General features: G+C 45.4%; 23 protein-coding genes and 1 riboswitch. Of the genes, 8 read left to right on the top strand and 15 right to left on the bottom strand.

The annotated features are described in order from the left end of the window. Window positions 1-42: 42 nt before the first annotated feature. On the bottom strand, window positions 43-1,047 hold the full coding sequence (gene mreBH / locus LCM10_RS13295; protein WP_224876753.1) for a rod-share determining protein MreBH: 1,005 nt from the start codon (window positions 1,045-1,047) through the stop codon (window positions 43-45). Window positions 1,048-1,400: 353 nt separating this feature from the next. Here mreBH and LCM10_RS13290 point away from each other — a divergent pair, with 353 nt between their 5' ends. Next, entirely contained in the window at window positions 1,401-2,105 is a 705-nt protein-coding gene (locus LCM10_RS13290; protein ID WP_224876752.1) for a polysaccharide deacetylase family protein, read from the top strand. A 43-nt stretch (window positions 2,106-2,148) separates the two neighbouring features. Here LCM10_RS13290 and LCM10_RS13285 read toward each other — a convergent pair whose 3' ends face one another. The 6 genes from LCM10_RS13285 to LCM10_RS13260 all read right to left on the bottom strand — a co-directional run bounded on the left by LCM10_RS13285 (window position 2,149) and on the right by LCM10_RS13260 (window position 9,300). Further along, a complete protein-coding gene (locus LCM10_RS13285; RefSeq protein WP_224876751.1) occupies window positions 2,149-3,807 on the bottom strand; it encodes a methyl-accepting chemotaxis protein in 1,659 nt (552 codons plus the stop codon). Between the two features lie 23 nt (window positions 3,808-3,830). Then, window positions 3,831-4,805 (bottom strand): BMP family lipoprotein, encoded by a 975-nt coding sequence (locus LCM10_RS13280; RefSeq protein WP_224876750.1) that lies wholly within the window; start codon window positions 4,803-4,805, stop codon window positions 3,831-3,833. Window positions 4,806-5,277: 472 nt separating this feature from the next. Continuing rightward, window positions 5,278-5,763 carry an acyl-CoA thioesterase gene (locus LCM10_RS13275; RefSeq protein ID WP_224876749.1) on the bottom strand — a complete coding sequence of 162 codons (486 nt, stop codon included), beginning with the start codon at window positions 5,761-5,763 and terminating at the stop codon, window positions 5,278-5,280. A gap of 126 nt (window positions 5,764-5,889) precedes the next feature. Next, window positions 5,890-7,083 (bottom strand): NupC/NupG family nucleoside CNT transporter, encoded by a 1,194-nt coding sequence (locus LCM10_RS13270; protein WP_224876748.1) that lies wholly within the window; start codon window positions 7,081-7,083, stop codon window positions 5,890-5,892. A gap of 187 nt (window positions 7,084-7,270) precedes the next feature. Next, window positions 7,271-7,372, bottom strand: a riboswitch (purine riboswitch). Window positions 7,373-7,577: 205 nt separating this feature from the next. Next, window positions 7,578-7,706 carry a YflJ family protein gene (locus LCM10_RS13265; RefSeq protein ID WP_071619527.1) on the bottom strand — a complete coding sequence of 43 codons (129 nt, stop codon included), beginning with the start codon at window positions 7,704-7,706 and terminating at the stop codon, window positions 7,578-7,580. A gap of 304 nt (window positions 7,707-8,010) precedes the next feature. Further along, window positions 8,011-9,300: an MDR family MFS transporter gene (locus tag LCM10_RS13260; protein WP_224876747.1), complete on the bottom strand. Its 1,290-nt coding sequence runs from the start codon at window positions 9,298-9,300 to the stop codon at window positions 8,011-8,013. Between the two features lie 176 nt (window positions 9,301-9,476). On the opposite strand from LCM10_RS13260, the gene LCM10_RS13255 reads away from it, so the two are divergent. After that, window positions 9,477-10,070 (top strand): DUF6944 family repetitive protein, encoded by a 594-nt coding sequence (locus tag LCM10_RS13255; RefSeq protein ID WP_224876746.1) that lies wholly within the window; start codon window positions 9,477-9,479, stop codon window positions 10,068-10,070. Between the two features lie 244 nt (window positions 10,071-10,314). On the opposite strand, the gene LCM10_RS13250 is transcribed toward LCM10_RS13255, so the two are convergent. After that, window positions 10,315-11,550 (bottom strand): aminopeptidase, encoded by a 1,236-nt coding sequence (locus LCM10_RS13250; protein ID WP_224876745.1) that lies wholly within the window; start codon window positions 11,548-11,550, stop codon window positions 10,315-10,317. Window positions 11,551-11,774: 224 nt separating this feature from the next. On the opposite strand from LCM10_RS13250, the gene LCM10_RS13245 reads away from it, so the two are divergent. After that, complete coding sequence (locus LCM10_RS13245) at window positions 11,775-12,167, top strand: hypothetical protein (protein WP_224876744.1); 393 nt, start codon at window positions 11,775-11,777, stop codon at window positions 12,165-12,167. 127 nt (window positions 12,168-12,294) lie between these two features. Here LCM10_RS13245 and LCM10_RS13240 read toward each other — a convergent pair whose 3' ends face one another. Beyond that, window positions 12,295-12,750 carry an RrF2 family transcriptional regulator gene (locus LCM10_RS13240; RefSeq protein WP_224876743.1) on the bottom strand — a complete coding sequence of 152 codons (456 nt, stop codon included), beginning with the start codon at window positions 12,748-12,750 and terminating at the stop codon, window positions 12,295-12,297. A 174-nt stretch (window positions 12,751-12,924) separates the two neighbouring features. Between LCM10_RS13240 and hmpA the strand changes: the two genes are divergently transcribed. Next, window positions 12,925-14,154 carry an NO-inducible flavohemoprotein gene (hmpA, locus tag LCM10_RS13235; protein WP_224876742.1) on the top strand — a complete coding sequence of 410 codons (1,230 nt, stop codon included), beginning with the start codon at window positions 12,925-12,927 and terminating at the stop codon, window positions 14,152-14,154. A 47-nt stretch (window positions 14,155-14,201) separates the two neighbouring features. Here the strand turns inward: hmpA and LCM10_RS13230 are convergent, their stop codons facing one another. Continuing rightward, window positions 14,202-14,369 carry a hypothetical protein gene (locus tag LCM10_RS13230; protein ID WP_224876741.1) on the bottom strand — a complete coding sequence of 56 codons (168 nt, stop codon included), beginning with the start codon at window positions 14,367-14,369 and terminating at the stop codon, window positions 14,202-14,204. A 250-nt stretch (window positions 14,370-14,619) separates the two neighbouring features. Here LCM10_RS13230 and LCM10_RS13225 point away from each other — a divergent pair, with 250 nt between their 5' ends. Then, window positions 14,620-14,994 (top strand): DnaJ family domain-containing protein, encoded by a 375-nt coding sequence (locus LCM10_RS13225; RefSeq protein ID WP_224876740.1) that lies wholly within the window; start codon window positions 14,620-14,622, stop codon window positions 14,992-14,994. Between the two features lie 40 nt (window positions 14,995-15,034). Here LCM10_RS13225 and LCM10_RS13220 read toward each other — a convergent pair whose 3' ends face one another. From LCM10_RS13220 to LCM10_RS20780, 5 genes are all read right to left on the bottom strand, one after another. Further along, a complete protein-coding gene (locus LCM10_RS13220; protein WP_224876739.1) occupies window positions 15,035-15,643 on the bottom strand; it encodes a hypothetical protein in 609 nt (202 codons plus the stop codon). Further along, complete coding sequence (locus LCM10_RS13215; protein ID WP_224876738.1) at window positions 15,630-16,664, bottom strand: ABC transporter permease subunit; 1,035 nt, start codon at window positions 16,662-16,664, stop codon at window positions 15,630-15,632. Before LCM10_RS13215 ends, LCM10_RS13220 begins: the two co-directional genes overlap by 14 nt. Beyond that, a complete protein-coding gene (locus LCM10_RS13210; RefSeq protein WP_224876737.1) occupies window positions 16,661-17,557 on the bottom strand; it encodes an ABC transporter permease subunit in 897 nt (298 codons plus the stop codon). Before LCM10_RS13210 ends, LCM10_RS13215 begins: the two co-directional genes overlap by 4 nt. Window positions 17,558-17,690: 133 nt before the next feature. Continuing rightward, window positions 17,691-17,882: a histidine kinase gene (locus LCM10_RS13205; protein ID WP_224876736.1), complete on the bottom strand. Its 192-nt coding sequence runs from the start codon at window positions 17,880-17,882 to the stop codon at window positions 17,691-17,693. Window positions 17,883-18,000: 118 nt separating this feature from the next. Continuing rightward, window positions 18,001-19,482: a methyl-accepting chemotaxis protein gene (locus tag LCM10_RS20780; protein ID WP_224876735.1), complete on the bottom strand. Its 1,482-nt coding sequence runs from the start codon at window positions 19,480-19,482 to the stop codon at window positions 18,001-18,003. 221 nt (window positions 19,483-19,703) lie between these two features. On the opposite strand from LCM10_RS20780, the gene motA reads away from it, so the two are divergent. The 3 genes from motA (at window position 19,704) to LCM10_RS13185 (ending at window position 22,979) form a co-directional block, all read left to right on the top strand. Then, window positions 19,704-20,495, top strand: a complete 792-nt coding sequence (gene motA / locus LCM10_RS13195) for a flagellar motor stator protein MotA (protein ID WP_224876734.1) — start codon at window positions 19,704-19,706, stop codon at window positions 20,493-20,495. Beyond that, window positions 20,482-21,267 (top strand): flagellar motor protein MotB, encoded by a 786-nt coding sequence (motB, locus tag LCM10_RS13190; protein ID WP_224876733.1) that lies wholly within the window; start codon window positions 20,482-20,484, stop codon window positions 21,265-21,267. Before motA ends, motB begins: the two co-directional genes overlap by 14 nt. Before the next feature lie 311 nt (window positions 21,268-21,578). Continuing rightward, the gene (locus LCM10_RS13185) at window positions 21,579-22,979 is read left to right on the top strand and encodes an alanine/glycine:cation symporter family protein (RefSeq protein ID WP_224876732.1); all 1,401 of its coding nucleotides are present in this window, start codon (window positions 21,579-21,581) and stop codon (window positions 22,977-22,979) included. Window positions 22,980-22,992: the final 13 nt, after the last annotated feature.

The following is a 22,992-nucleotide window of genomic DNA, read 5'->3' as shown; positions in this document are numbered from 1 at the left end:
CCTGAAATCCGGTCGGGGTTCTTTCGTATTTCATTTGGATTGTTATTTTACTTTTTGCAGTTTGTGGATGACGGATAGGGAACGTCCTGTACCAATCGCCACTGATTCTAGTGGGTTTGGCGCCAAGTGGACAGGGACGACGATTTCTTGGCTCAGCCAGTCTTGAAGTCCATTCAATAGTGCTCCTCCACCAGTCAAGATCACGCCTCGATCGACGATGTCACCACTCAGTTCCGGAGGACAGTTCTCAAGTGTCGAGCGGATTGTTTCAAGGATGTGAAGAAGTGATTCCTTGAGTGCGCTTTGGATTTCAGTGGATGTCAGCGTGATGGTCTTCGGTAACCCGGTAACCAGGTCACGGCCGCGGATTTCCATGGAACGCTCGTCATGGTCGATCAACGCATGTCCGACTTCAATCTTGATATTTTCAGCCGTTCTTTCACCAATCAACAGGTTGTAACGTTTACGAACGTGCTGGATGATATCCTCATCCATTTGGTCTCCGCCGATACGGATGGTGTTACATGAAACAACGCCTCCGTAAGAGATGATTGCGACTTCCGTTGTCCCTCCACCGATGTCAACGATCACGTTGGCAACAGGCTCGTCGACCGGAAGATCTGCCCCGATGGCTGCAGCAACAGGCTCTTCAATCAGCGTAACGGTCTTTGCACCGCTTCCACGGACAGCATCCTGGATCGCTCTGCGTTCAACGCTTGTTGCGCCGGATGGTGTACATACGACAACGTTAGGCTTACGGATGGAGAATCCGAGCTTTTTGCCTGCCTTTCTCATGACTTGCTTGAGCATCTCAGTCGTCACGTCAAAGTCAGCAATTACGCCGTCCTTTAGTGGACGCACTGCGACAATCTTACCTGGGGTCTTTCCGATCATGCTCTTGGCTTCTACACCGACTGCTAATACGTTTTTATTTTCTGTGTCGATTGCGACGACAGAAGGTTCATTTAAGATGATTCCTTTATTTTTACTATATACTAGAATATTCGCGGTTCCTAAATCGATCCCGATTTCAGAGTTTGATAACATCAAGATTCCTCCAACTATAAGAATTCTACACAATATAACCTTCTATATAGTATAGGAGATTTTTGACGGTTTTGAAGGTGGAGATATTTACCACCGACATAATGTTACAAACTATGACAACGATTGCTTTTAGCGGAATGTCATTGTTGCGGGCTTTTACGTACCCTTAAGGGTATAAAATATCCTTTGTACGATTTACGCTCGTCAAAAAAATTTAAACGTTCTGTAATAATGAAGGACGGTGCAAATTCGACTAGTAGGATTGATAGACAAGATGCACATCGGAAAATTTATGTGAAAATGGGTGGGGGGGAGTATAATAGGGGAAGTTGAAAGGAAAGGGGCGGAAAGAGTTGAAAAAGGGAGTGATGATCCTATCCTGGTTGATCATTGTAGTGCTGATCTTGGCAGGCACATACTACTTGATGAACGCGAGGGAGATTCAGCTATTTGGCGGGATCACAAGTCATGTTGATACGGATGAGAAAGTCGTGGCCTTGACGTTTGATGATGGTCCGACTGATAAAACAGGGGAAATCCTTGAATTGTTGGATACATATGATGCGACAGCGACTTTTTTTCTGATAGGGAAAGAGATGGAGGAGCATCCTGAAGAGGTTGCTCAAATAATCGAAGCTGGTCACGGAATTGGAAATCACAGCTATTCCCATAAACGGATGATTTTCAAATCACCGTCTTTTATAGAAAAAGAGATTAGGAGGACCGATGCACTGATCAGGAAGGCAGGCTATGATGGGGAAATCGATTTTCGCCCGCCAAATGGAAAGAAATTGGTTATGCTTCCTTATTATCTCTATAAGCATGACAAGGATACGATTATGTGGAATCTGGAGCCTGACAGTGAATTTACATCGGTTGAAGATAAAGTAAGGTATGTAGCGGATCATGTTGAGGGTGGTTCGATTATCTTGATGCATCCTATGTATGATGGAAGTGGGAAAGAAATGAAGGCTGTGGAAGGAATCTTGAAGGAACTCTCCAGCAAAGGGTATACATTTGTGACAGTGAAAGAGTTGAAGGAGTACGAACAAGACTGATAACGAGAAAGAGATCGGACGATGTGTCCGATCTCTTTCCGGTTTACAAGGTGAATTTCTCCAGTTCTTTTTTCATTTCAGCCGCCATGTTATTCAGCTCTGATACTTGTGCGGTCATCTGCTCGAAGTAGCGCATCTGTTCTTCTGTTGAAGAATAGATTTCTTCCGTTCCGGCAGCTGTTTCTTCCGTGATGGCAGAGATGTTTTCGACCGCAGCGATCACGTTATTTGTCCGTTCGTTTGAAGCTGTCATGCCTTGTTCGAGGTCGGACAATGTTTTATAAATGACAGATACATTCCCGGCAATTTCTTCGAATGCCTGCTCCGTCAAGTTCATGGATTCCATTTGGCGAATGGATAGTGTGCTCCCTTTTTGCGAGGCATCCACGATGGAGTGGATACCTTCTTTGATGCTTCCGACCATTTTCGCAATCTTTTCGGTTGCCACCGAGGAATCTTCTGCAAGCTTGCGGACTTCCTGTGCAACGACCGCAAAACCTTTTCCGGCATCACCTGCACGTGCTGCTTCGATGGCTGCGTTCAATGCAAGCAGGTTCGTCTGTTCCGCAATGTCCCTAACGGACTGGGCCGCCAGTTCAATCTCTCCCGTATAGCGGGCAAATGCACGGACCGACTCCTCGATCGATGTGGATGAATCGGTAATGGATTCGGCAAATTCTTTCTGGTTGTTCAACGAGGTTCTCCCATGTTCCACTGATTGCAAAGTGACCTTGCTGCTTGCCGAAGCTTCCTGGCTTCCGCGTACATTCCGCGCATATTCCTCGCCCATCACGGCCATCATTGTAGCAGTGGACTGCACATCCTCTGAGATCGATTGACTTCCTTTAGCCAACTCCTCCGTAGAGACGGCAACTTGACTGCTGCTTTCCGAGAGGCTCGCCATCTGGGCATTGACATCGCCGGTGAATCTTTCCACCTTCATGCCGATGTCATTCACGGACTGGACCGTATGCCTCAGATTCGTAACCATATGCCCGAATGCGGACTGAAGCTTATGCACTTCAAATTTACTGTCCGTATGCCCTTTGACATTGAAGGAAATCGTCAGGTCCCCGTCCGCAATCCTTTCTGCATTATCCACCATTTCATTCAACGGCCTGACGATCCGATTGGAAAGGAACCGTGATGCTGTCAGCGACAGTACGACCATTGTCGCGAAACCGATGATCGCCGCCCAGACGATAAAGGAGATTTCCTGCTCCCTTTTCTTCAATAAACTTTCATACCAGTTATTCGTCTGCAGATTCAATACGTACATATCATTCAGAACACCTGAGATCCTGATCGATTGACGTTTGATCTCCGCTTTGTTGCTGGCTTTCAAGGCGTCTTCCGATACCGACTTCAACTCTGAAAACTTCGTTTTGATGACCGACAATGTTTTCTTTTGTTCTTGATCTGATAAGATGGCGCCAAGTCCATCGATTTGTGAAGATGTGTCCATTAACATCGTATCCGCAAGCTGTTTATTCTCTGCCGTCGCGTTGGCTGAATAACTGGATAGCGCCTGTTTGGTGACGATGAGGTCACCACGGAGCCGTTCCGTTTCCAACAGGACGTTCACATCTTCATTCGCCGAGCTTTGAAGGGAAATCAGTTGAGAAACGATGTAGCCTATGATGATGGTTGATAAAATGAGGGGGATGAACCCCAGTATCAGTAAACGTTTTTTCAGTGCCATGAAACCAAACTCCTTCAATGGGATTATTGAACCCTAATCTTCACTTCACCCGAAACGATCTTGTCTTTCGCTTCCTTGATTTTTTGCTTTTCCCCGTCGGTCAATTCCGTCACCCGGATCGGGGCGAGTCCGACGCCGTCTTCTTTTAGACCTAGCTCAAAGGATGAAGCCGATATCTCGCCTTCATTGACCAACTCTTCGGTAAGGTTGAAGACGGCATTGTCAATTTTTTTCAGCATGGATGTGACGACTGAGTTCTCTGCGATGAAAAATTGGTCGGAATCGACCCCACCGGAATAGACCTCGGCCTTTTCCGCTGCCTGGATGGCTCCGACACCGGTGAATCCGGCAGCCGGATAGATGAAGTCTGCACCGGCCTTGATTTGCTTTTCGGCGATGCTTCTACCAAGAGCAGAGTCACCGAAATTGTTGGCGGTTTCTTTCAGGATCTTGATGGAGGGATTTACGTACTTAGCACCTTGTTCAAACCCTTGTTCAAAACGTTGGATGACCGGAACATCCGCACCGCCGATGAATCCGAGCGTATTGGTCTTTGTCTTCATCGCGGCAACCATCCCGACTAGGAAGCTACCCTCATGTTCCTTGAAGGTGATCGACGTGATGTTATCAAGCTCCGAAAAGCCATCAATCATTAAAAACTCCTGATCGGGATGCTTTTCTGCCACACTTTCAAGAGCATCTTGAACAGAGAAGCCAAGGCCGATCACCAGATCATGATCCTGTGCGACAAGTTCCTCGAGTGCTTCCTCGAAGTTCCCATCCGGCGCTTCTCGGTAATCAAATAGAATCCCGAGTTCATCGCGGGCCCGTTCCAGTCCGCGGAAAGCAGAATCATTGAAGGACCCGTCACCAAGTCCCGTGTCTGACAAGAGGATTCCGATTGTATGTAATTGATTGTCACTGCTGCTATTGGAAGATGAAGATGAGCAGCCAGCTGCAAGCATCATCACCAGCAATATCATGATCGTTTTTTTCAAAATAAGACCTCCAAATAGATGTGAATAGGACGGCTACTTGTCCGTACCTTTGTATTATCGGAGGAGGGTGGGGAATTGTAATAGGGTTTAAAAATGTGGGAGTATTTCGAAAATAATCTGCTGGGTGTGGGGTGGTGGAGATGAGAGGGGGGAGGGGGATGTCGGAATTTGTTGATAAATCGGTGGTTCGCGCATATATTTCGAATTTCGCGCATAAAACGAAGATTCCGCGCATATATTTCGAATTTCGCGCATAAAACGAAAATTCCGCGCATATGTCTCTGATTCCGCGCATATATGGAGTTTCGATCATAGCCATTGAATTTACTCATCTATCAGGTAAGTCGATCGGTCATAAAGGATTTCGTGCATCCCTGTGTTCATGCGGAAGCCGGCATTATTATGATGGTACATCGAAGGTTCCGAAAACAACATAAAAAGAGATGCTCAAAACGAGCATCCCCCTAAAAAACTAATAGGCATTCCTGAAAAACTCAGCCAGCTCCTGACTGTGCTTTTTACGGGCTTTCCTGTGTTCTGCCCGGTTCTTCGCCGTTTCATTCAACCATTTTTCTTCTTCTGTTTCCGGTATGACCTCCGGGATCACGACCGGTTTTCCGTTTTCAAGAGCCACAAATGTCAAAAAGGAGATGGCTGCGACGGTCGTTTCTCCTGTCAGAAGTACTTCCGACGTGACTTTGACACCGACTTCCATCGAGCTTTTTCCGGTGTATGTGACGATTGCTTCCAATGTCACGGCGTCGCCTACTTTGATGGGCTGAAGAAAGTCAACGGAATCGGTCGATGCCGTAACGACGGGTTTTCGAGCGTGACGCGTGGCCGCAATGGAAGCGACATCGTCTATATAGGCCATCAGCTTCCCACCGAACAACGTACCGTGGTGGTTGGTGTCCGGCGGAAGCACATGGGTCGTTTTGCTTGTTTTCGTTTCTTTCATGAATTTTTTCTCTCTCAATTCGTTCACCTTCCGTCCAACGTAATAACGTACACTACCTTTTACTATTCACCAAAGACCGGAAATAGAAACATGAAAGAAAATTATTACTGTTCAGTAAGATTGATCCTATAAAAAGACGCTGACGATGATGGCCGTGATGAAGCTGGCGAGAGTACCACCCGCAATGGCTTTCAAGCTTAGTTTAGATACCGTTGGACGCTGGGTGGGCTCCAAAGAACCTAGCCCGACGATCAACTGACCGATCGAAGACAGGTTCGCGAAATTACATAGCGCAACAGATAAGATCGCAACCGTCTTCGGTGAAAGTTCATCGATCATACCAGATAGCTGATCGTATGCGACGAATTCATTCACCGATAATTTAGTACCGATGATGGAGGCCGCACGGAACGCTTCGTCTGCCGGGACACCAACCAATAAGGCAATAGGATAGAAAACGTAACCGAATATCGTGGAGAGATCTGTATGGACAAGTCCCAGTACTCCATTCACAAGGGCAAGTACACCGATGAACGCAATCAGCAGACCACCGATGTTGATCGCCAGTTGCACACCGCTTAGCGCACCTTCCGAAATTGCTTCAAAGATGTTGGTGTGTCCTGTTTTTCCTAATGAAATATCACCGTTTGTCTGAGACTCTTCCGTTTCAGGCTCCATGATCTTTGACATGATAAGCGAAACGAGCGGCACGCTGAACACGGATAAAAGCAGATACTTCATATCGATCCCCATCAGTGAATACCCGATCAAAATGGCTCCGCTCGCGGAAGCAGTTCCGCCGACCATGACAGCGAAAAGCTCGGAACGAGTCAGCTTCGCCAGGTACGGCTTGACGAGTAGGGGGGCCTCGACTAAACCAAGGAATGAGTTCCCGATTGCGTTAAACGATTCAACCTTGGTCGTTCCAAGGATCTTCCCGAGTACAATCCCGATATATTTAACAAAGACCGGAATGATGCGTAAATAATAAAGGGCAGAAATCACGGCTGAAATAAAGATGATTGCGCCAAGCACGTTGATCGCGAAAACAAATGTAATATTGCTGCCTTTTTCAAAGAAACCACCGAAGACAAACATGATTCCTTCATTGCTATAGTCAATGACTTTCTGGACGCCAAGTGCCGTTTTCTTCAATAGTGTCTGGCCGAATGGCACTTTAAGGACAAAAAGGACAAGAAGCACCTCAAGGGCGATTCCGACTCCGACCGTTTTCCATTTGATGGCGGAACGATTGCTGCTCCAAAGCCAGCCGAGGAAGAGAACGCCTGCAAGTGATAATAATGCGAATAAGATATCCATACTATACCCTCCAAAGAAATTTCACGATACGAATTCTTATAAACATATGACATCGGATGTCAGACCTTTAAACAGTGGCTTTGTTAAAGAAAATTGTTAATTTAAAGCCGGTGTAGAACAGGTAAAATAAAAATGCATGTAAACTTTCTCTAATAAATAAAGAAAGTCTGCATGCATTTAAATAGATAAATGAAAAGACTTTCCTTATAGTCCAGCAATTTACGGGTGCCGGGTAGAGACTTATGGTCCATATCACCATAGTTATATAAGGAATTCGTATGAGATTATTTTGAATATGTTTTTTACTCTAACATAGCGGTAAACCCTGTAACAATGGTTTATTTTCATGTAACGGCTTCCAACATAAATGTCTTTCTTTTTGACTAATTTAGAAAATTCCCTTTTTATGTTGTGAGTCAATCGGATGAGTGGCATGAAGGGGGATGAAAAAAGGTCCCATTCCACTATGGAATAGGACCTTTGTAATCGATCTATTATTTCGTACGTTCTAAAAGATTTGCCAGAACGTGCTTTTTGTAAGATTCAACTTTGCGTTCCTCGTAGCGGCGTACGCCTGCTTTTTTCAATTCTTCCACGTACCAGCCTTTGCTTCCTCTATGCATCATAAAACATCCTTTCTGCGTAGTATTGATTGGAATCTCCGACTAACTCGGGTAGAGAGTCATACCCTTAAGATTGCTTACGGTTGTACATTGTAACATCTGAGTTTTTACGTTTAAAGGGGGGGATGGGGAATTTTTCGGATTCAGGCTTTTCTGAATTTTCAAGGGGGGATGTCACCGATTATATTCTTAGTGTCAGGCACAAAAGAGGTGAAATGTGCCAGGCACAATTAGGAAGGATTGTGCCTGACACCAATAAAAAAAGGAATGACCGATGTCATTCCTTTTGCAAAAAGTCGTTCTCTTATTGAACAGCCTTTTTAAATGCTAATTCTTCTTTTTCAAATCGCTCGAACATGACAAAATACAGAGCTGCACTGAGTAGGGCAAGGAAAGCGAGGATCATGAACGTCCAGTTATAGCCCAGATAGAGTGATAGAGTGATCGACAGTGGAGCGATCGTCCGGGCAATCGTAAACCGTAGGCTTGCCGCCGCAAAGTATTGTCCCCTCATATGTTCAGGTGCAAGCTTCGAAACAAAACTCTGTTGGATCCCTGCCGTCATGAGCTCGGCGAACGTAAACACAGCCATCGCTATGATAAAGAACCAAACCGAGCTTGACTGGCCGAACATAACGATGGAAACTGCGTAGATCAGCGATGACAAGATGAACACATTCCGCTCGCGGAACTTGGTGATCCAGCGCGTGATGACAACCGTCAATAGGGCGACAAGGAAGCCGTTTTCTGAAAGGATCAACCCGAAGATCTGCTCACTCACCAGGGTCAGTGACCAGTCGCCAAAGCTGAACAGGGTGGCCTGATCCATGACATCCTTAATATAGACAGGGATCAGCAGGTCAAGCTGCATGAAGGTCTGTCCGACCAGGACCCCAGCCAGAATGAAAAGTAGGAACGTTTTGTCTTTGAAGATGACGCCGTAATCCTTGAATTGATCGGTCAGGGCGCTGTGCCACGCCTTCTTCTCTCCCTCTGTCACCAGAAGTTTGCTCTGGTCGGCAGGAGCGGTTTCCCTCGTCATTTTATATAAAAGTAGAGCAAGTCCCATACATATGGCGGCTGCAGCGAGCAGCAGCTGGAATCTGTAATGCACGTAAAAAATCCCGCCCAGGATCGGGCCGACGACAACGGCAATATTGATGGATGTGTAAAAGACTGCGAACACGTGGCTTCGATCTTTCTCATCGACTACATCGGCTACCATCGCCTGACTTGCAGGCCAATAAAACGACCCGAATACCCCCACTAAACTGAAACAAATGAATCCGATAAGTGCTGAATCAAGCCATGGCGAGCTTGCCAATCCGAAAATCAAAAACGCAAATCCCTGACCGAATGCGGAAATGACCATCATTCTCTTCCTGCCGAATCGGTCTGCGCAATAGCCGCCCATCAAGTTGGCGATAACCGCAAATACTTGAGAAAGGACCAGCAATAATCCTGCAGTCTGTTTACCGAATGATTCCGTAAAATAAATCGTAAGGAACGGAAAGAACATCCAGAATGTGATGTTGATCGCTGCTTCCCCAAACAGCCTGACTTTCAGGTTGCGGTCCCAGTCGCGAATTCTCATTTATTTCTCCTCCCCTTTCGCAAATCATAGATGAACTAGATAATCATAGCTTGATAGTTCAGAATAAACAAGCTGATTTAACTGGAATTTACAATTGATATTAGGCTGATCCCTGAGACGCGAAGATCATGAAGGGTGAATATACTGTTCTATCTTGCTAAGAGGGGGGAATGGAGGTGACAGGTGAAGAAATTCTTCTGACGGGGGTTTGGACACAGGTGGTCGGAACAGTGATTGCGGCCATAGGAGAGACGATTGTTGTGAAAAATGACGGGGCAGGATCTCCTGGCTACAGATTGGTTTCAATCGGAAACGGCTTTGAAGGGGCTGGGAACTCTCTTCAAGGTGTGGGGGCTATCCAATTATTTGATGGGACGGAACCGGAGTTATTAAGGATCATGGGTGACTGGATTCAGGCATCTGGAAATGCAACCAATACCGTCGCCGCAGAGTTGCAATTTTCTGGTGAAGAGACAGAAGGTCTGAAGCTTGATGTCATCGGGGATTCGTTTCAGGCGATTGGACTCGGTCTTGAAGCATACGGGGCAAGTAACAGTAAAGCAAGATTCAAGGATTTGTTAGCTGCTGGCAATACCATTCAATTAGTAGGAGCTGTCATCGAGGGAGTGGGGGAGAATTTTATCTTGAGAGGGAAAAGTGAATTAGGTTTGCAAATCACGGCATTTGGAAGCTATGCACAGGTTGCGGGGGCTTCGATGGCGGCTGTTGCATTGACAATGGAGGCTAGCGTCGGGATTAATCCGGAATGATGAAGGGTGTTAAGGTTGGTGGGCTTGTTCGTTAAACATATTCCAGAGTTCCGGTAGCTGATCAGAAAGGACAACGTCCAATGATTTATAATCAAAACGAAATGATTGGATCTTGAAGCTCCGTTAATCTACATATATATAGAAGGTGTCATTAACACCGAATCGGGCAGTGTTTGACACGGTAAAACAATAAAAAAGCCGGAAAGGTCGTAAGGGCCCTTCCAGCTTTTTAATCTGAATAAACTTAGAACGCCCAACCGCCGTCACGGAATACAGGCTCACTTGTACCATCTTCCTTGATTCCATCAATGTTCATCTTATCTGAACCGATCATGAAATCAACATGCGTGATGCTGTTATTCAAGCCGTTCTTATCAAGTTCTTCCTGACTCATTTTCTTGCCGCCTTCAATACAGAATGCATAGGCATTACCGATAGCAAGGTGATTTGACGCGTTTTCATCAAATAATGTGTTATAGAAAAGAACGTTTGATTGAGAGATTGGAGACTTGTGAGGGACCAGGGCGATTTCACCAAGATAGTGGGAGCCTTCATCTGTCTCAACAAGGCGCTTCAGGATTTCTTCGCCTTCTTCAGCCTTCACGTCGACGATACGACCATTTTCAAATGTAATGGTAAAGTTATCGATCACGTTACCGCCATAGCTTAATGGCTTCGTGCTTGAAACTTTCCCGTTTACACCTGTCTTAAGTGGAACGGTGAACACTTCTTCCGTCGGCATGTTCGCCATGAATTCGACACCTTGTTCATTGACACTGCCTGCGCCGACCCACAGATGTCCTTTAGGAAGTTCGATTGTAAGGTCGGTTCCAGGTGCAGTGTAATGAAGCTTTTGATAGTTTTTGTCGTTCAGGTATTCCACTTTCTCATGCAGGTTTGCATCATGGTCCTTCCAAGCCTGGACAGGATCTGCCTGATCGGCACGTACCGCTTTGAAAATCGCATCCCATAAAAGGTCTACTTGCTCTTCTTCAGATGCATCAGGGAACACTTTTGCAGCCCAGTCCTTCGAAGGTGCTGCCAGCACACACCAGCTGACCTTGTCGGATTGGATGAACTGACGATATTTGGACATCGCTTGACCGGCTACCTTCTGGAAATTTGAAATGCGATCCGGATCGACGCCTTTCAAAAGGTCGGGACTTGAAGACACGATGCTCATGAATGCGGCGCCGCCTTCTGCAAGCTCTTCCACTTCGCGTGCTTTCCATTGCGGGAACTCCTGGAATGCTTCATCCGGTGCAAGATCGTATTTTGTGCGGTTTACAACATCATCGTTCCAATTTACGTAAACATGCTTCGCTCCTACTTCATAAGCCTTTTTTACGACTAAACGAACAAATTCAGCAGCATCGATGGATGTATTGATCACCAATGTTTGTCCTTTTTGGACATTGACGCCTACTTGAACGGCAAGGTTTGCGTACTTTTCAAGATTTTGTTGAAAGTTGTTTGACATATGTATTCTCCTTTTTGTCAGAATGTTCTATTACAATTTAATTGTATCAGTGCTACCAATGTTTGCAAGTGTTTTCAACCGACATGAATAGACGGTGCACGCAAGATTCCAAGGGGATGTTTATGAACGTTCTCTTACAATCATCGGATTTTGTCGACAGGTGCGAATGCTTCCCGATATAATATTTCATAGTTTTATAGTGAAAAAGAAGGAGGGAATCCCTTTTGGCAAGGAATGTATTACTATTGAGGATGTCGGCTGTTTATGCTTTGATCGGTGCCTTCATGGGCTCTCATATGGCAGGGGCTGGGTCTTACGCGTTCAAGCCGATCCACGCTCATATTCTCGTGGTGGGATGGCTCAGTTTGTTTGCCTTTTCATCTTATTATCGTTCATACGCGGTACCTGAATCATCTAAGCTTGCTAGTTTTCACGTCTGGACGGCGATCATCGGAACGTTCGGGTTGACCTCCGGGATGTGGCTCTATAATATGAATCCGATCGATTTACCGGGAACGTTTACGATGGTCTTTTATATCGTCGGCGGAACCACGCTGCTCGTAAGTTTCTTTTTGTTTTTGGTACTGACGTTCAAGTACAGCAAGAGCAGATCGTGATCGAAAAGCCTGTTTCCTTTTTTGGAACGGGCTTTTTTAGTTGAATGAATACAATAGAAGGGGAGTGGTGAATCGCGAGTGTTCTTCTAGTACAGTACTCAAAAAACCCCCGCTTGTCGGCTGGGGGTTAATGATCGGTGTCGGGTCGGAGCTGTTCCTGAAAGAGCATGCGGTATTCCATCGGATTTGTGACGATATCGGCTAGCGTATAGCCGTCAAGTACGGCAAGGTAGGCATTCAAGGCTTTTGCCAATGCGTTCTTGAGCCCACACACCGGTGTGATGACGCAACTGTTATGTTTACCGAAGCACTCGACCAGTTCAAAGTCTTCTTCAGTCCTGCGCACAAGTTTGCCAATATTGATTTCGGAAGGATCTTTGGCAAGTTTGATGCCACCATAACGTCCGCGGATGGTTTCAATCATCCCCATTTTCCCCAGCTCGTATGTCACTTTCATCAGATGATTTTTTGAAATCTTATAAGAATCTGCAATTTCCTTTATCGTAGAGAGTTCTTCCTTAGGTTTGGAAGCCAGGTAAATCAGCACTCTCAAAGAATAATCTGTGTATAATGTCAACTTCATATCGCTTCACCTTTTCCTTCCTCCCCTTATTATACTGTTCCGTTCATCTTGTGTCTAAATAATGTATGTATTTGTGTCAGATCTGTTAAAGCTATATTTAAAATATTGCTTTAGCAACACGCTGGGTGTAATTTAAAGATGTATTTAAAATATATCTTTAGAGGTGAATAAGTGATGCTCTCCCAAAAAACAATTGAAGTCGTGAAATCCACTGCACCCGTATTGAAAGTGAAAGGCAAGGAGATTACATCAGTATTTTATAAAAATATGTTTGCGAGTCATCCCGAATTATTGAACATCTTCAATCATGCCAACCAGGAAAAGGGGAGGCAGCAGGCGGCCTTAGCGAATACGGTCTATGCGGCGGCTGAGAACATCGATCGACTGGAAGCGTTATTACCGGCTGTAAGGCAGATCGCACATAAACATCGAAGTTTAGGGGTCAAAGCGGAGCAATATCCGGTTGTGGGGGAACACCTGCTTCAAGCAATTAAAGAAGTACTTGGCGATGCTGCAACGGATGAAATCATTGATGCATGGGCCGATGCTTACGGTGTGATTGCCGGGGTGTTCATTAGCGTCGAAGAAGAGATGTATGTGGCAGCCGAGAATAAAGAAGCCGGCTTCCGAGGTTTTAAACCATTCACAGTAGCGAAGAAGGTGAAGGAAAGTGACGTGATCACATCCTTCTACTTGAAACCTCAAGATGGCGGGAAGGTTCCTGATTATAGACCTGGCCAATATATTTCAGTAAGGGTGAGCCCACCGGGTCAGACGAATGCGCATATCCGTCAATACAGCCTATCAAGTGCCTATAAAGAAGAGTTCTTCCGCATCTCAGTGAAGAAGGAAGATGAATGTGAGCCGAACGGAATCGTTTCGACCTTCCTGCATGATGGGGTAGAGGAAGGGAGTGACGTTGAAGTGAGCTCTCCTGCTGGGGATTTCTTCTTGAGCGGAGACGGCACGGAAGGAAAGATCGCCCTTATCTCAGGTGGCGTAGGAATCACGCCGATGATGAGCATGCTTGAAACAATTTCTATAACAACACCGAATCGTCCGACCGCATTCATTCATGCGAGTAAAAATGAAACTGTGCAGGCATTCAGAGATCGTGTCGATGAACTGATGGGCGAGCTCCAAAATGGGGAGAGCTGCTACATCTTAGAGAATCCCGACAACGAGACCACATGCAACTTTTCTGGATATATAAACAGAGAAATCCTCTCGAATTATGTTGACGGAGGAACAGAATGTTACGTCTGTGGACCCGTACCGTTCATGAAGGCCGTTGTCACAATGCTGAAAGAATTGGGTCATCAGGAAGAAAAGATCAAGTATGAATTTTTTGGTCCTGCCATGGATTTATCCACTGTGGATGAAAAAGAAAAAGTAAAAGTGTGAAAATGAAAAAACAAGCATCAGGAAGGATCCTGGTGCTTGTCCTTTATTTAAAATCGATGTTCGTCGTGATCCACTCTATTTTTAAAAGCCTCCTGCGTGACAATCAATTCTTCGTCCCCAGGCGGTTTTTCGGTATGTCGCTCAGTTGTACTGTTTTGAGGGAAGTTACCAGGATGTCCTTTTTTCTTCGCTTCAAATGATTTTCCGCGTGCCATATGAAACACTCCTTTCGTTCTGTCATAAACGTAGTTTTTCCCTGAAGGATGAAATTATGTGAGGGTGGGCGGTTGGTAATGAGTGGCGGGTCACTTTGTAGACTGAGCGCTCAATCGACAGTTGTTGTCAGATCGTCAAATTTGAGCCTGATCCCTATCCATTATTTATATACACTAGTAGTAACAGGTGGCCAGCCAAACGCCAATGATATTCAGCCAGTCCCACTGAACGAATACAGGAGGGGTTACAATGGATTTTTCAATGATCATATCTGAACAAAGAATCAAAAAGGCTCAGGAAGACGGAGAGTTTGACAATCTACCGGGCTACGGTAAACCTCAGAACCTGGACGATGACTTATCGATTCCGCCTGCCCTCAGGATGGCGCACAGAATCATGAAGAATGCTGGATACTCCAATGAGGAAATGGATTTGAAAAAGGAAATGATGAGGATCGAGGATCTCATCCGAGTATGCGAAGATGATTTGGAAAAAGAAGAGCTGCAGCGGAGCCTCAATGAAAAAATGGTACGATACAATTCGATGCTGTCAAAGAGAAGGGTGAAGACGAATAGCTCGATCTTTAAGAATTATGAAGAGAAAATTGAAAAGAAGCTGCTTTAATAAGTGAACCCCCCGTTCAGTGGAACGGGGGGTTTCGTAATCATTTGATCGGTTTAGGCTTCGTTTGGAACATCGTTTCTTCCAAGCCCCAGGCGATGTCATTTCCGTTCGGATCCGTTATGCTCACGATTGGAGCAACGCGGGTAATCACTGTAACAGTATCTCCGTTATAGCTTATTTTCGTCATTCCCATCACAATGGCCAAATTTTCACCGGTAATTCCATAAATCTCCTGAAACTTCTTGGGTTGGAGTTTAGGGTTGAACATTACTTCCAATAGATAGCGTTTTGAAGGATCGTTCCTAGGAAGAGTGATGGAATAGTTCCCGTCCTTATCGACTGTTCCAGTTCCTTCTGCGGCGACTTCAGCACTTGCTTCCGCCTGCCAACGTATGATGGTGCCGTATTTGCTGGAAAGATCGCCGTATTCCTTGATGCTCGCATAAATCACGGTATCTTTAGGGAGGTTACTCGTTCCTTCTATAATAAGTTCAGTGGATTTCAGGTTTACCTTCCCGTCCAGCTTGACAACCTTCCCCGTATTCTGTTTTGATTTGAGCTCTGGCTCGGCATTCCAGTCGACCCTGCAGCCTGAGAGGAAAAGGACACTGGTTATAAAGAGTATACAGACCAGTCTAAAATGTCTCATGATGCCCATCCTTTCTCCGCCCTGTAAGAGTGAACAACTTTTCGTTTGGCACAGGTGAAGTTTTCTGCATGACCATGTTTTTTCTCGGTTTTTTAAGTGATTCACCTTCAAGGAATACTTCCTTTAATACAGTAGTGATTTCATTTACGCAAAAGATGGAAATGGCAAAGAAAACAAGTGGAGATAGAAGAAGCCATGGATAGAGATGAATCTGATAAATATTGATGCTCATGGTGGCTGCCCAATCATCAATGAATGAAAAATACTCTGGTCGATGCTCCATGATGCCGAACTCAGCTATTTTGAGACCTCCGAGACAGATATGCAGAATCCCTAGCTGTATGAGTAGATAGAGTGTCTGTGACAGTTGCTCGGAAAACATCACGATGGCATGGCGGCTGAATTGTGGGCGCAGGTGCCTTTTAATGATGAAGAACCTGTCCGCACCAATCTGCTTTGAAACCGTGATGAAATCATGTTTAAGGAACTGTCTCATTTCTTCCCCGATATACATTCCAAGTGACGGGATGACAATGATTGAAATAACGATGATTTGTATAAACAGAAACTTCATGGAGTAAAGTGATCCCGCTTCGAATGCTTTTTGCAAAGGAGTCAATAGCACAAAGGCGATGATGGCGAGCGGGATGAAATTGAATGTGTCAGAGAGCCCCTTGAATACCTGACGGACCCAACCGGGAAGATACGTGTATATCAAGCCGAAAAGGAAGCCGCCAGACATTCGGAGCAAAGCAATCGCAACGGCTGAAAGAAGGGTGAATTTGGCACCTGCAATCAGCACGTAGAAAACGTTCCTTCCTAACTTATCACTCCCCATTGGCTCCATTTCAGAAGGTGTATAAGGAGGAGCTGCAATCAATTTACCGGTCTCTTCATCCTTCAGGTAAGAAGGACCTTGTTCAAAGAGATGCGGATGAGTTGAAGGTAGGATGAAACTCCCGACAATCAGGATCAGAAGGAAACTGACTGGAATCCAGAGTCGTAAATGACGGATGATCATGCAGATTGCACCTCCTGCGGCAGCCATTTCTTCAATAAAAGTCCTCCAAGGCTGAACACAATGAAAAATGGAATATAAATCATCAGCATGCCAATGAAGAACGCACTCGGGTTACGCTGTGAGACGTCCAGGAGGACATTCATGAAACCGTTGATGTTAAATAAGATCTCAATGATCAACAGATTGGATAGCATCAAAAGGAATATGGGCTTTATGTGGAAATAGAAATGGATCCACACATTCCTGAACAAGTGAACCCAAATTGTGTATGCTCTAGAAAAACCTTTTGAAAATGAATATTCTACATAAGGCTTTTCCTCTTCTTCCCTGAGCTGAAAAAGAAATTGCTTGGTCAGAAAAGCAATCGGCATGATCGCTAAGCATATGATGGGCAGTAAATAAATCTTTTCATCCCCTAATGTGTAAATATTAAATAATAGGATATCCGTCTTCTTAAAAAACCAGATGATAAACAGCTGAATGAAGACGATGATCAGAACATCAGGCAATGAATCAAAGAGGTCCATGATCTTTACACACAGCTTGAATATCTTTCTTGGCAGGAACATGAACAGATAACTGAGAAGCGTTGAAATGGCAGCGGCAACTAGGAAAGCCAGGAATAAAAGAAGGAAAGAGTAGCCGAAAAGCTGAAAGAAAAGTGGATAGATAGGATATTTCTTTGGATCCGGATCTCTTCCCACTTCGATGATGATGGAAGCTGGGTCCATAAGTTGCTTTATTGTTTCAACTAGCGTGTGAACATACTTCCCCATCATAATGACCAATTCATTGTCATAAGAGAGGAGGACACCCGCACCGCTGAATAAAAACAATCCCGCGCATGTGAGTAAAAACTGAGCCGGTATCGATATGTGACGAAAAAGTTTCATCTTGTAGCCCCCTGGAATTATAAATCTATAGCTAGATTATAATTTTATATGTCAAAAATTACAAAATATTTATAAAATTATTACAATATGAAAACTAAAAGACCCCCGCTTTTCCAAGCGGGGGCCTTGCCATTTATTGATCCTCTTGCTCCCCTTCAGGTTTGAAAAGGAAGAAGGAGATGACTCCTGATACCAATGTGCCGCCAAGGGCAATCCATGTTCTGGTGGAGGAGGGAATCTCCTTGAAGGACTCTCCAAGATACGAATTTGCCACCAGGAACACCACGAGCATGATGGGAATCATGAAGATGATTCTCTTTTTCAAAACGCCACATCCTTTAATTCTGCTATTACTATCACCAGTTTATCATAATTATTCAATGAAAAATCTACAATCCGATGACAAAAAGAAAGGACGCCGTGTTGAAGGCGTCCTTGATTCGTTAGCTATTGATGCTTCGCTCGATTCGTTCAGCACTTTGTGCCGTGTCCTGGATGTAGGTGGCGATCATTTCGTTATCCTTGTTCAGTGTTTCGATCGTTGCGCTGATTTCTTCAAGTCCGGCACTTGACTGTTCGATTACAGCGGCAAGTTCCTTCGTGGATAGTTCGACTTCCCCTGTCTGACCTTTAACAGTCGAGGCAGTTGTAGATAATCGCTTGAATTCTTGTGAGATGGCATCCAATTTTTCACGTAGAATAGAGAAGTTTTCCGTGACTTCACTCGTTGCCGACATATTTTCATGAAGCTTCGTGGAGCTGAGGTCCATGATTTCGAGGGCAGTCGAGTTGACTTCATTAACAGCTGAAAGGTTATCGTTGATCCTTGTCGCTGTATTTCTCGTGATGTCTGCCAGCTTACGGATTTCATCGGCCACGATGGAGAATCCTCTTCCAGCTTCACCGGCACGCGCGGCTTCGATTGAAGCATTTAGTGCAAGCAGATTCGTTTGATCGGTGATATCCTGGATGCTACCGATGAACGTGTTTGTTTCTTCGATTTTCTTGGTCAGTTCCTTGAAGGTATTGCTCAACCCTTCGATGATGTTCTTCAATTCATTCATGTTGTCATGAAGGTAGGTGACACGATCGTTCCCCTTGAGGGCAAGACGATTGGCGTCTTCTGAGTGAATGGCCAGGTCATTGGAGAGATGACTGACTTCCTCCATCTGCCCCATCGTCATTTCAGCCGCAGATGCGATAGTGTTAATTTGATCGCTCTGCGTCTGACTGCCTGCCGATATTTCATTCACGGCGGTCTTCATTTCGTTTTGAGATACAAGATGTATTTGGATTTGCTCATTGATCTGGTTGATGCTCGTTGAAATCGTCGCCAGTTCGTTTGCGAAGAGGTTTCGTTGTTCATCTTTTCTTATATTTTCTTCTTCTGTTTTTTGCAGGTAAGCCTGAAGTTGGTTCCGTTGCTTTTTATTCAGGTTGATCACCACACCAAGGACAATACCCACAAGCAGATAGGTCATAAGCGCCGGCGTGAATAGCTCATTGAATAATGCATCCCCCGCAGGTGCGAAGGCTTTGTTCATGATCAGGATGATGAGCCCGGAAATATATCCGATCACAAAGATGATGGTTCTGAAATGGATGGCGGAAAGGACTGCCATAAGTGTCAGGATCACCATTGTCTTAGCGTTAGAGCCATCTGTCAGCAGCCAGATCAACATAATGATGTAAATCGTCGGTATGCTGAAATGTACATATAGTTCAGGTTTCTTCATGACTAATTGCAATACGATAAAATAAATCAAAAGAAGTAATAACTGAGAAGCAAATACAGAAATAGGTATGATGCCGGATTGATTCATGATCGAATAACCCAATCCTGCAATCAGGCTTACTGAATACGTGATCAGTAATAAAAGATTCTTCCGCTTCGTATCGGTAATCTTCATTTCCTCAGGTGTCACGGTGTTTCTCCCCTTTAATATGTAAAATAGTTTCCCTTTCCCCTATATATCGGTTTCAAATACCCAACTTTTATACTATAGATGGAAAATATTTTAAATGGAAGGTACGTCCCTCATCGCTTTAAAGCGATGAGGGACGTACCTTCCAAAAAAGTTAAAGGAATGGATGTTTTGTCCGATAGTAAAAGTAGACTACTACAAAGAGTAAGGTGGACAAAACGATGGATAAAACGTCAGTAATTGGAGTCATTTTAGGATTGGTGGCTGTTGGTGTGGGGATGTTCTTCAAGGGTGTGAGCCCAGTGGCGCTCGTAAATCCCGCAGCGATCCTGATCATCCTGCTTGGTACGGCGGCAGCCGTCACCATCGCATTCCCGACACATGAAATCAAGAAAGTACCGAAACTATTCGGCATGCTCTTTAAAGAACAAACGGTCCAGGACCCAAAAGACATCATCAGGTATTTCTCTGAAATCGCAGACATTGCACGTAAGGAAGGACTTCTTGCATTGGAATCGAAATCCCAGGAAGTAGAGGACCAGTTCCTAAAGAACGGACTTACCCTTGCCATTGATGGGCAAAGTGCTGACTACATTCGTGACGTGCTTCATGAAGAAATTGACGCGATGGAGGAACGCCACAGTGCCGGTGCCTCGATTTTTTCTCAAGCAGGCACATATGCCCCGACACTCGGCGTGCTGGGGGCTGTCATAGGATTGATCGCCGCACTCGGCAATATGGAAAATACCGAGGAAATGGGGCATGCGATCGCAGGCGCGTTCATCGCAACATTGCTCGGGATCTTTACCGGATACGTTTTATGGCATCCTTTTGCGAATAAGCTGAAGCGGAAATCGAAGCGCGAAGTACAGCTTAAGATGATGATGGTGGAAGGTATCCTCTCCATTATAGAAGGAGAGAGTCCTAGAGTCATCGAGCAAAAGCTTGCCTCTTATTTACCGGCAAGTGAGCGCCAGCTCCTGATGGAGGGTGAAGCGAATGAAACGGCGTAAAAAGAAACACGATGATGAACATATGGATGAATCCTGGCTGATTCCCTACGCCGATCTCCTTACCCTGTTACTGGCTCTGTTCATCGTCTTGTATGCATCCAGTTCGGTCGATGCCGAGAAGTTCAATGAGCTTTCAAAGGCGTTCAACCAAGTGTTTACAGGCGGAACGGGAATCATGGAATATCAAAGTCCAGTCGATCCTCCCGAACAAAGTGAGGAAGTAGCAAAGGCTGGGGCAGTGAAGAACCAGGAAGATCAAGATGGAATGAGTAAGGAAGAGATCGATCGCCAGGCATTTCTTAAGGATCAAGAAGAACTGAAAGAAATACAGAAGAAAGTCAATGAATATATAAAGACCAATCATCTCGAGCTCCAATTCGTAACCAAATTGACCGACGAAGGATTACTGCTGACCATCCGGGATAATGTGCTTTTTGATTCGGGATCTGCCGACGTGCATAGCACCGACTTGGATGTGGCACGAGAACTGTCCGACCTATTGGTCATGAATCCGCCTAGGAATATCATCATTTCCGGTCATACCGACAATGTCCCGATCAGGAATGCACAGTTTGACTCCAATTGGGAGCTAAGCGTAATGCGAGCCGTGAACTTCATGAAGCTGATCCTTGAGAATAAGGATCTGAATCCGAGGTGGTTCAGTGCAAAAGGATTCGGTGAATATGAACCGATTGGCGACAATGCAACCGCGGCAGGCCGGGCTTTGAACAGGCGCGTGGAAGTGTTGATCTTACCACGTGTGACGGAATGAAGTTGAATACGCAAAAAGGACCCCAGGCTGCTTGGAAGAGCAGCCTGGGGTCCTTTTTTGATTTAACCAAGGGTGTTGCTTTACGAGGCTGAAATTAGTCGGGATTTCCCTGCAAATGCCCCAAATTCAAAGCACCGACCTGAAACAAACATAATCAGATGTTTTGCCTAACCAATTTCAGGGAATGGAGGAAAAGAACGAGTGTCTAAATTTTCGGAATCTATGTCAATCAGGAACACTTGAGCTCATACATACGGTGAGGACATAGGAGAATGGACGATTAGACATTGAATTAAGAAGGAGGAATTACATTGGAGTCTTTTTTCGACTTGATCGGTAAGATATCGGCATGGCTTTGGGGTCCGCCTTTAATCATCGTACTCGCAGGAACAGGGTTATATTTGACGTTTTTGCTGAAATTCATACAGTTCCGGCATCCACTCTACATATTCAAACAAACAATCGGGAGTGTCTTCAGCAAGCAGACCCCAAAAGGTGAAGGGACAGTCACGCCATTGCAGGCTTTGACATCCGCTCTCTCTTCCACAATCGGTGCTGCGAATATCGTGGGGGTACCCGCCGCGATTATGTTCGGGGGACCGGGCGCCGTCTTCTGGATGTGGTTCATCGCCTTGATCGGGATGGCGCTCAAGTTTTCAGAAAGTGTACTGGCGGTCCACTATCGTGAAAAGAATGAAAAAGGAGAGTTCGTGGGCGGACCGATGTACTACATGCGCAATGGACTGAATATGAAATGGCTTGGGGTATGGTTTGCATTCGCCTTGATGATCGAGTTGATCCCAAGCGTGATGGTGCAGGGAAACTCCGTCGCTGCTACGGTTGAAGAATCATTTAACGTGAACGGTTGGATCACGGGAGTGGTCATGGCATTGATCGTCATCCTGATCGTATTCGGGGGAATCAAGCGGATCGGTAAAGTAACGGAGCTGTTTGTGCCGTTCATGGCAATCATATATGTCGGGGCAGCCGTGATCATCATGTTTATGAATCTGGATGCCCTGCCTGAGTTCTTCAGTTTGATCCTTGGGAATGCATTTCAGCCAATGTCCGCGATGGGCGGATTTGCAGGGGCTGCAATTGCCGAAACGATCAGATGGGGTTTTGCGCGTGGATTATATTCGAATGAAGCGGGACTGGGTACGGCCCCGATCGCCCACGCGGCAGCAAAGACCGATCATCCGGTACGGCAGGGATTATGGGCGATTGTCGGAATTGTCATCGACACCCTGATCGTCTGTACCGCGACAGCATTTGTCGTCCTGTCCTCTGGTGTATGGACGGCAGAAGGCGCCCTGGATGATCCATCAGCCCTTACGACTGAGGCATTCACTCAATATTTCGGGTCGTTCGGTGGGATACTCGTTACGATTTCCTTAATTTTTTTCGTCCTATCCACCATCATCGTCATCGTATTTTACGGAGCGAAGCAAGCGGAGTTCTTGTTTGGGTGGAAGGCGGCTCAGGCCATCAAGGTTGTTTACGTTGCAGCGATCGTTCTTGGAGCGGTAGGCGCTGCCAGGACGATTTGGCAATTCCTTGACCTTGCACTTGCCGCAATTCTGATCCCGAACATCATCGCCGTCCTTCTCTTGAGTAAAGAGGTAAAAAGTCTGACGAACGAATTTTTCACATCAGATCAGTATTACTTAAAGGATATCGGCAAGGCGAAGAGCGATAAGAAGATAAGTTGATGACCATCAACAT

Source organism: Rossellomorea aquimaris, assembly GCF_020171925.1.
GTDB lineage: Bacteria > Bacillota > Bacilli > Bacillales > Bacillaceae_B > Rossellomorea > Rossellomorea aquimaris_F.
Note: the sequence above shows the minus strand (reverse complement) of the source record. Positions and strands in the feature narration are given on the sequence as shown.

What these genes read in the sequence shown, in the direction of transcription:
- mreBH (WP_224876753.1), bottom strand. Translation starts at nt 1,047, where the DNA reads ATGTTATCAAACTCTGAAATCGGGATCGATTTAGGAACCGCGAATATT.
- LCM10_RS13285 (WP_224876751.1), bottom strand. Translation starts at nt 3,807, where the DNA reads ATGGCACTGAAAAAACGTTTACTGATACTGGGGTTCATCCCCCTCATT.
- LCM10_RS13275 (WP_224876749.1), bottom strand. Translation starts at nt 5,763, where the DNA reads ATGAAAGAAACGAAAACAAGCAAAACGACCCATGTGCTTCCGCCGGAC.
- LCM10_RS13270 (WP_224876748.1), bottom strand. Translation starts at nt 7,083, where the DNA reads ATGGATATCTTATTCGCATTATTATCACTTGCAGGCGTTCTCTTCCTC.
- LCM10_RS13265 (WP_071619527.1), bottom strand. Translation starts at nt 7,706, where the DNA reads ATGCATAGAGGAAGCAAAGGCTGGTACGTGGAAGAATTGAAAAAAGCA.
- LCM10_RS13260 (WP_224876747.1), bottom strand. Translation starts at nt 9,300, where the DNA reads ATGAGAATTCGCGACTGGGACCGCAACCTGAAAGTCAGGCTGTTTGGG.
- LCM10_RS13250 (WP_224876745.1), bottom strand. Translation starts at nt 11,550, where the DNA reads ATGTCAAACAACTTTCAACAAAATCTTGAAAAGTACGCAAACCTTGCC.
- LCM10_RS13240 (WP_224876743.1), bottom strand. Translation starts at nt 12,750, where the DNA reads ATGAAGTTGACATTATACACAGATTATTCTTTGAGAGTGCTGATTTAC.
- hmpA (WP_224876742.1), top strand. Translation starts at nt 12,925, where the DNA reads ATGCTCTCCCAAAAAACAATTGAAGTCGTGAAATCCACTGCACCCGTA.
- LCM10_RS13230 (WP_224876741.1), bottom strand. Translation starts at nt 14,369, where the DNA reads ATGGCACGCGGAAAATCATTTGAAGCGAAGAAAAAAGGACATCCTGGT.
- LCM10_RS13225 (WP_224876740.1), top strand. Translation starts at nt 14,620, where the DNA reads ATGGATTTTTCAATGATCATATCTGAACAAAGAATCAAAAAGGCTCAG.
- LCM10_RS13220 (WP_224876739.1), bottom strand. Translation starts at nt 15,643, where the DNA reads ATGAGACATTTTAGACTGGTCTGTATACTCTTTATAACCAGTGTCCTT.
- LCM10_RS13215 (WP_224876738.1), bottom strand. Translation starts at nt 16,664, where the DNA reads ATGATCATCCGTCATTTACGACTCTGGATTCCAGTCAGTTTCCTTCTG.
- LCM10_RS13210 (WP_224876737.1), bottom strand. Translation starts at nt 17,557, where the DNA reads ATGAAACTTTTTCGTCACATATCGATACCGGCTCAGTTTTTACTCACA.
- motA (WP_224876734.1), top strand. Translation starts at nt 19,704, where the DNA reads ATGGATAAAACGTCAGTAATTGGAGTCATTTTAGGATTGGTGGCTGTT.
- motB (WP_224876733.1), top strand. Translation starts at nt 20,482, where the DNA reads ATGAAACGGCGTAAAAAGAAACACGATGATGAACATATGGATGAATCC.